Origin of the sequence: Mogibacterium kristiansenii (genome assembly GCF_029224645.1) — a bacterium.
Taxonomy (GTDB): domain Bacteria; phylum Bacillota; class Clostridia; order Peptostreptococcales; family Anaerovoracaceae; genus Mogibacterium_A; species Mogibacterium_A kristiansenii.
Genome location: NZ_JAQXUZ010000022.1, coordinates 40,025 through 46,793, shown reverse-complemented (window position 1 = coordinate 46,793; position 6,769 = coordinate 40,025). Strand labels below are relative to the sequence as shown.

The window sequence follows — 6,769 nt, the reverse complement described above, 5'->3', positions numbered from 1 at the left end:
GATATAATCGCTCCTTCTGGAAAATTCTGGATAGCAATTCCAAGTGATAAAGCAAGTGCACTTGTTGCTGTAATCTGTGCATTTTCAGCAAGAAATCCTGCATACATTACACCAACTGCCATACCTTCAGGGATATTATGTAATGTAACTGCCAACACCATCATCGTAGTACGGCCAAGTTTGCTTTTCGGTCCCTCTGCCTGATCACTTCCAATATGAAAATGTGGAATCAAATGATCAAGTGCGAGTAAAAACAATATACCAATCCAGAACCCAACAACTGCCGGAACAAACGATAAAGTTCCCATATTCTCAGATTGCTTAATGGCCGGAATCAGAAGACTCCAGATTGAAGCAGCAACCATTATACCTGCTGCAAACCCTGCAAGTGCTCGTTGCAGTAACTTGCTAAGTGTTTTTCTCATAAAAAACACGCATGCTGCACCTAGCGTTGTTCCAACAAATGGAATCAGTATACCTTCAAAAACATTTATTTGCATTATATTTTCCTTCCATATATGCTCGAAAAATAATCTTTCATGCTTTCATTGTGTTAGTATTAACTAACTGTCTAGTATAAAGAAAACTGTAATTTCACACGGTTTTCTTATGCTTAAGTATATTACTTACGCAATCATATAACAATATATTTCTTTCAACAATTTGCAAAGCTGGGTGGTGGAATTTACTCTATTACATTTAGGAATTTTGAGGTCCGTAAACTTCATAATGCGTTGGTTGATTCGGTGCAGGTATGTTATTCTTTCCGCACCCATTTAATCAGCTGGATAATCGGCAGGCTCGAAAACGCATACAAATATACTGTGCCCAGCTGCGCCGGGTTCAACATCTCCACCTTGAACACCGTTTCCGAACCCGGCACCGTAAGTACCGCTGTTATCAGAGCGGCCCCAAGAAGAAAGGCACCCAACAGCCACTTATTGTTGAAGAACCTTTTCGTAAAAATCACCGGCCGATCCGATTTGCAGTTGAAGCCGTGGAACAAGCGGGCCAGACAAAGGGTTCCGAACGCATAGGTACTTCCCAGCAGTGCGCCGTTCTGATGGTAACCGGTCAAGAACGCAATCATGGTCATGGTTCCGATGACCAATCCGTCCACCGCGATTTTACTCAGAAACTTCCCGGTCAGAATCGATTCCTTTGCCGCCCTTGGCTTGTCCTTCATCACTTCACTGTCGGAAGGCTCCACTCCCAGCGCGATGGCCGGAAGACTGTCGGTGAGAAGGTTGATGAACAGCAGATGTACCGGTACAAAGGGAACCGGCAGTCCGGTCACCGATGCGGAGAGAACCGCAAGAATTGCCCCGAAGTTTCCCGACAACAGGAACTGAATGGCATTTTTGATATTATTGTACAGATTCCGTCCATTTGCTACCGCTTTCACGATTGTTGCAAAGTTGTCGTCGGTGAGAACCATGGCAGCGGCATCTTTTGCCACCTCCGTTCCGGTCACGCCCATGGCAACCCCGATATCCGCCTGTTTCAGTGCGGGTGCATCGTTCACGCCATCTCCCGTCATCGCCACAATCATGCCTCGTTCCTGCCATGCCCGCACAATCCGAATTTTGTGCTCCGGAGATACTCTGGCATATACGGAAATTCCGGTAACAAAATCTCTCAGCTCTTCATCACTCATATCCTCGATGTCCGCGCCTTCACAGGCTTCGGAAAGATCCTGCAGAATGCCGATTCTCTTGGCGATGGCCGCGGCGGTAATCTTGTGATCTCCGGTAATCATCACCGGCCGAATTCCTGCTTTTATACATTCCGCCACGGCATCCTTGGACTCTTCCCTCGGCGGATCCATCATGGCAATCAGCCCCAGGAACACCAGATGATTTTCATCTTCCGGAGTCATCGTATGCCCCTCCGGGACCTGACGGTAAGTGAACGCCAGCACCCGCAATCCTTCCATGGAAAAAACTCGGTTCTGCTGCCGAATCATTCTTTTATCCTCATCGGTAATCTCCCGAAGTCCTTCGGTTGTCTGAATATGTTCCGACAACTCCAGCAGTCGGTCCACGGCGCCCTTTACGATCATGCGATTCTCACCATCGATGGAATGAAGGGTCGACATCATTTTGCGGTCGCTGTCAAAAGGAAGTTCATCCGTTCTCGGGTAATCCGACCGTACCGCCGCCGCTTCAATGCCGTATCGGCTGCCCAGATTGATCAGCGCCGTCTCCGTCGGGTCCCCGATTTCCACCCCATTCTCGTTGGTGGAATCATTACACAGAATGCTGTAATCCATCAGACATCGCTGTGCCGGATCGTCCACATCTATTTCGGCTGCCGGAATTCTCTTCCCCTCCACGTAGTAATCTTCCACTGTCATTTTGTTCTGCGTCAAGGTTCCGGTTTTGTCCGAACATATTACAGATACGCTGCCCAGTCCTTCCACCGCCTGGAGCTTGCGGATTATCGCATGCTCCTTCGCCATTTTCTGTGTCCCAAAAGAAAGTACGATTGTCACAATCGAGCTGAGGGCTTCCGGGATTGCCGCAACTGCAAGCGCCACGGCAAACATGAACGCGCTGCCGATGTTCTCTCCGCGAAAAACATTGATGGCGAACAGAATCCCGCAGAATACCAAAATCAGCACGGACAGTTTCTTGCCGAAGTCCTCCAGGTTTGCCTGAAGCGGGGTCTGTTTCTCCGAAGTCGACTTCAGAAGTCCGGCAATTCTACCCACCTCTGTTTCCATTCCAATATCCGTTACCACCGCTTTCCCGCGCCCATAGGTGACGAAGCTTCCGGAGAACAGCATGTTGGTTCGGTCGCCCAGAGGCACATCTTCTGAAATCGCCGAAATGCTTTTTTCCACCGCAAGGCTTTCTCCGGTAAGCGCACTCTCATTAATCTTGAGACTTGCATTTTCAATCAGCCTTCCGTCTGCCGGAACCATATCCCCCGCTTCCAGCAGGATGACATCTCCCACCACAAGCTCTCTCGCAGGGATTATAATAGCGGCACCATCCCGCAGCACCTTTGCTTCCGGTCCGGAAAGGTTTTTCAAGCTCTGCAGCGACTGTTCCGCCTTTACCGTCTGCACCGTTCCCAGAATGGCATTAATGGTAATGACAATGATGATGACCACCGCACTTTCCGCATCTCCCAGAATACCGGATATGATTGCCGATGCAATGAGAATCAGCACCAGAAAATCCTTATACTGTTCCAGAAAAATTTGCGGAATTCTCTTTTTCTTTCCTTCTACAAGTTCATTCCAACCACACCGTTCTCTGGATTTTTCCACTTCTTCTCCGGTGAGACCGGTTCCCCTGCTGTTTACGCGTTCAAGAACCGTCTTCGCCGTCTCCTGATAGTATTTTTTCATAATTTTGCCTCCTCTTTTCCAAGAATTCACGGACTGAATTTCCCGCGCAGCGGAGCGAATCTTCTGTAAAATGATATAAAAAAAGAAACCTCTACTGCACAACAAAGAATGCAATAAAAGTCTCACCAATTCCTTGAGGCACCGGATGCTTCCATCGTACTGACGACGCCACAAACGCAAACATATACGTAGGTTACTCCCCTTTATTATTAGCGCAATTATATATTCTCTTTACCGAATCTGTCAAGTACCCTTTGCAAAAAACGGATTGCAACGGCAACCCGGTCATAGGTTCAACATTCCACGGCGACTTTAATCACACCATCCCGTTTATTCTCGAACAACTCATAGGCCTCATCAATCCGGCGAAAAGGAAACGGGGACTCTGCCGAAGCAGAATCCCCATCTCAATTTAAGAACGCTTTCTTATATGAAGGTACTTATTTAAAATATCAGTCTTCGTTCCGACCGATTAGCCCAGCAGCAGCAAACTGAATACCAGTGTGAAGAGGGCTACGGTCTCGATAACACCGATAACGATGAAGTAGTTCGCAGTACCCTTTCCGGTTGCACCCAGTGCATCTGCAGCTGCAGCGGCGCATCTGCCCTGGAACAGAGCGGACATACCGATTGCCAGTCCACCAAATACGCCAACCCAGAGAGCCAGGGAAGGATCGCAGTTAGCACTCTTAATGAAGTTCATCAGAAGGAACCCGTAGATAGTCTGTGTCAGAGGCGCACCGGCGAATGCGATCATAATGAACGGAGCCTGCTTGCCACTTGCGTAGCACTTCTTCCATGCTCCTACGGAAGACATACCTGCAAAACCTGTACCGAATGCGGATCCAGCTGCGGAAAGACCAAGGGCTGCTGCCATACCAAGAAATGCGATGTTCATAATAATTCTCCTTTTCTAAATTACATCAGAATCATTTATAATTTACATTTAGAATCTTTATTTGATGACCTTTTTGTTTTTCTTAAAAGGTTCATATGGAATACCTGTCCACTCCAGGCCAACCTGGCCGGAGAACTCCAATACGTTCAGACGAACGCCGTGAACGACAACGGACAGGAAACACATTACGATGTTCAACGCGTGTCCGATAAAGAATACCAGCGCGCCGACAATCACCAGCGGTCCGCCGAAGCCGGCCGCAATACCGTCAAAGCTCTGAGAAATAGCCAGTCCGGCCATTCCTACTGCGAAGAGTCGGATATAACTCATGATGTTTCCGAAACAACTGATGGTGTCCAGGAATACGGTGAAGATGTCCGAAAGTCCGGACTTCAGTCCCTGTCCAAAGGTCTTGTCCGGGGACATTCCGCCGAACAGAACAACCATTGCAAAGGCCACGCCAACACCGACTGCTACCGGTGTCATGGTAATCTTCTCTCCGATAACCAGGTTCAGACAGAGCATGTACAGCGATACAATCGCAATCAGCCATCCAAGGTCTGCCAGCCAGCTCAGGTTCTTCTCAGAAATCTTCTTCTTCACGGAAATCAAGCTTCCCAGGCACATCTGAATCGCACCCACCGAGAACGAGAATTTCATTATCATGTTCTGCTGGGTGGAAGCGCTTACGTTGAAGTACTCCGGATAACTTGCCATGCTTGGAATTACCAAGGATTTCAAGAACGGAACCTTCATCGCACTTTCCAGACCGAACCAGGTGCCGGTGATTGCACCCCAGACGATAGTTGCAAAAGAAAGTACGAACAGCAGATAGGTTGTCGTATTCTTTTTCTTCGTCTTCGCAACGTATCCGATGGTACCAATGAGAATCAGCACACCGTACGCGCCGTCGCCCAGAATCATTGCAAAGAACAATGTGAAGAACAACAGGAACCACATCGAGATATCGCTTTCTCGGTATCCCGGCAGAATTCCCAGGATGTTGTACAGCGGTTCAATCAGACCGGAAACCTTGCCGAATTTCAGCTTGGTCGGAATCTTCTCATCATCGGCATCCACGCTCTCAATCGCATATGCCCAACCGTTCTCTGCAGCGGAAGCTTTGAACTCATCCACATCTGCTTCCGGCACATATCCGGACAGCCACACGAAACGATCGTCGCTTCCGGCTGTCTGGCTGGCAGAAGAGTAATTCGCCTCGTTCTGTGCTACCAGCATTGCGGCATTAAAGCTGTCCATGTGCAGCGCCGCTTCCTTCAGTGTCTCCACGCTCTTGTCAATGCCGGCCTGACAATCCGCTTCCGCAGCAGCGAGCTCTTTCGCTCCCTTTTCCGGAAGATTGAACTCACTTGCAGCGAACTCCGGTGGAAGCGTTCCGATGGAAGCAATCAGCACTTCCTTCTTGATGTCCTTCAGGTGAATCACCTGACGTTCTTCATCTGCCGCCAGGGCCGCATAGGTGCTCGCCGGTACGCGGTAAAAATAAAGATCGTATTTGCGGTCCTTCAGCAGTTCAAGATCTTCCGAGGTAATATCCCCCCAAGGAGAAACCCTCTCGATTTCTGCGTGCAGAACCGACAGTTCTTGCTCAAGAGCTGCCTTCCTTTCAACGGCTCCCTTTACCTCACCGTAGAACTTCTCGAACTCCTCACCCTGAAGCAGCGGCTTCGCCGGTCGGTTCTTCTGTTCTTTTTTGTCCGGGAGATATTCCGCAAGGGATGCGGTCAATCTGGACAGTTCGGTGAACTTCTCTGTCACGGCATGAACCGCGCCCTTCTTCTCAGCGATATGCAGAACGCCGAGCTTTTCAAGCCCATCGAGCATCTCTTTCTTCCGTGAAAGCGATGACACGACGTAGACCATTTTCATTTTCTCTATCATTGTGCCGCCTCCACCAATTTTTTCTTTGAAATCTTTCCGCGAACAACCGCCGCTGTCTGCTGGTCGCCCAGGTATACCCCGATTACTCGGATGTTTTCCTTGGCTTCCGGAATCTTAACCTTCTCGAACAGGTTTACTCTCTGTGATGTGGACCGAAGTTCTTTTTCCAGAAGTGCTTCCTGCTTTCGAAGGGTGGAAACCAGTGCATCCAATCGCGCGATTTCGCGTAGTTTTACCAGTGCAGTATCAACCCACAGAGGATAGTCATCTACATCGTACTCAACATCCTTGAATTTCAGCTCCTCGAATTTCGGAACCGTAACTCCGGCAATGTTTTCGTCTCTGCAGATCACCGTCTCTGGCTGAACAAGTGTGTCAATACTCTTGTCCTCGTCGAAGATCGCATTTTCTGCAAATACAGCTACCCAATCGTCGAGATTACCAATCATCTGAACACGTTCAGCTTCCTTCTGTGCCAATTCAGCTCTCGTTGTCATGATTACCTGCTGAAGCTGTTGTTTCTTAAGCTGCAGGGTTGGCAAATAGCGCTGATACTGTTTCAGAAGGTCCTTCTGCACTTTCTGTTCATTTTTAGTAAGTTTGATAGCCAC

Annotated in this window: 5 protein-coding genes; all 5 read right to left on the bottom strand. The window is 48.7% G+C overall.

From position 1 onward, the window contains the following. On the bottom strand, positions 1–500 hold a 500-nt coding region (locus PUE40_RS06970), incomplete at its 3' end, for a ZIP family metal transporter (RefSeq protein WP_277672325.1). Positions 501–757: 257 nt separating this feature from the next. Further along, positions 758–3,358, bottom strand: a complete 2,601-nt coding sequence (locus PUE40_RS06965; protein WP_277672324.1) for a cation-translocating P-type ATPase — start codon at positions 3,356–3,358, stop codon at positions 758–760. A 472-nt stretch (positions 3,359–3,830) separates the two neighbouring features. After that, complete coding sequence (locus PUE40_RS06960) at positions 3,831–4,256, bottom strand: V-type ATP synthase subunit K (protein ID WP_154554995.1); 426 nt, start codon at positions 4,254–4,256, stop codon at positions 3,831–3,833. Between the two features lie 57 nt (positions 4,257–4,313). Beyond that, positions 4,314–6,158: a V-type ATP synthase subunit I gene (locus PUE40_RS06955; protein WP_154554994.1), complete on the bottom strand. Its 1,845-nt coding sequence runs from the start codon at positions 6,156–6,158 to the stop codon at positions 4,314–4,316. After that, positions 6,155–6,769 carry a V-type ATP synthase subunit D gene (locus PUE40_RS06950; protein ID WP_277672323.1) on the bottom strand — a complete coding sequence of 205 codons (615 nt, stop codon included), beginning with the start codon at positions 6,767–6,769 and terminating at the stop codon, positions 6,155–6,157. Before PUE40_RS06950 ends, PUE40_RS06955 begins: the two co-directional genes overlap by 4 nt.

Bases quoted from the DNA above. Each gene is read 5' to 3' on its own strand.
- PUE40_RS06965 (WP_277672324.1), bottom strand. From the start codon at position 3,358: ATGAAAAAATACTATCAGGAGACGGCGAAGACGGTTCTTGAACGCGTA.
- PUE40_RS06960 (WP_154554995.1), bottom strand. From the start codon at position 4,256: ATGAACATCGCATTTCTTGGTATGGCAGCAGCCCTTGGTCTTTCCGCA.
- PUE40_RS06955 (WP_154554994.1), bottom strand. From the start codon at position 6,158: ATGATAGAGAAAATGAAAATGGTCTACGTCGTGTCATCGCTTTCACGG.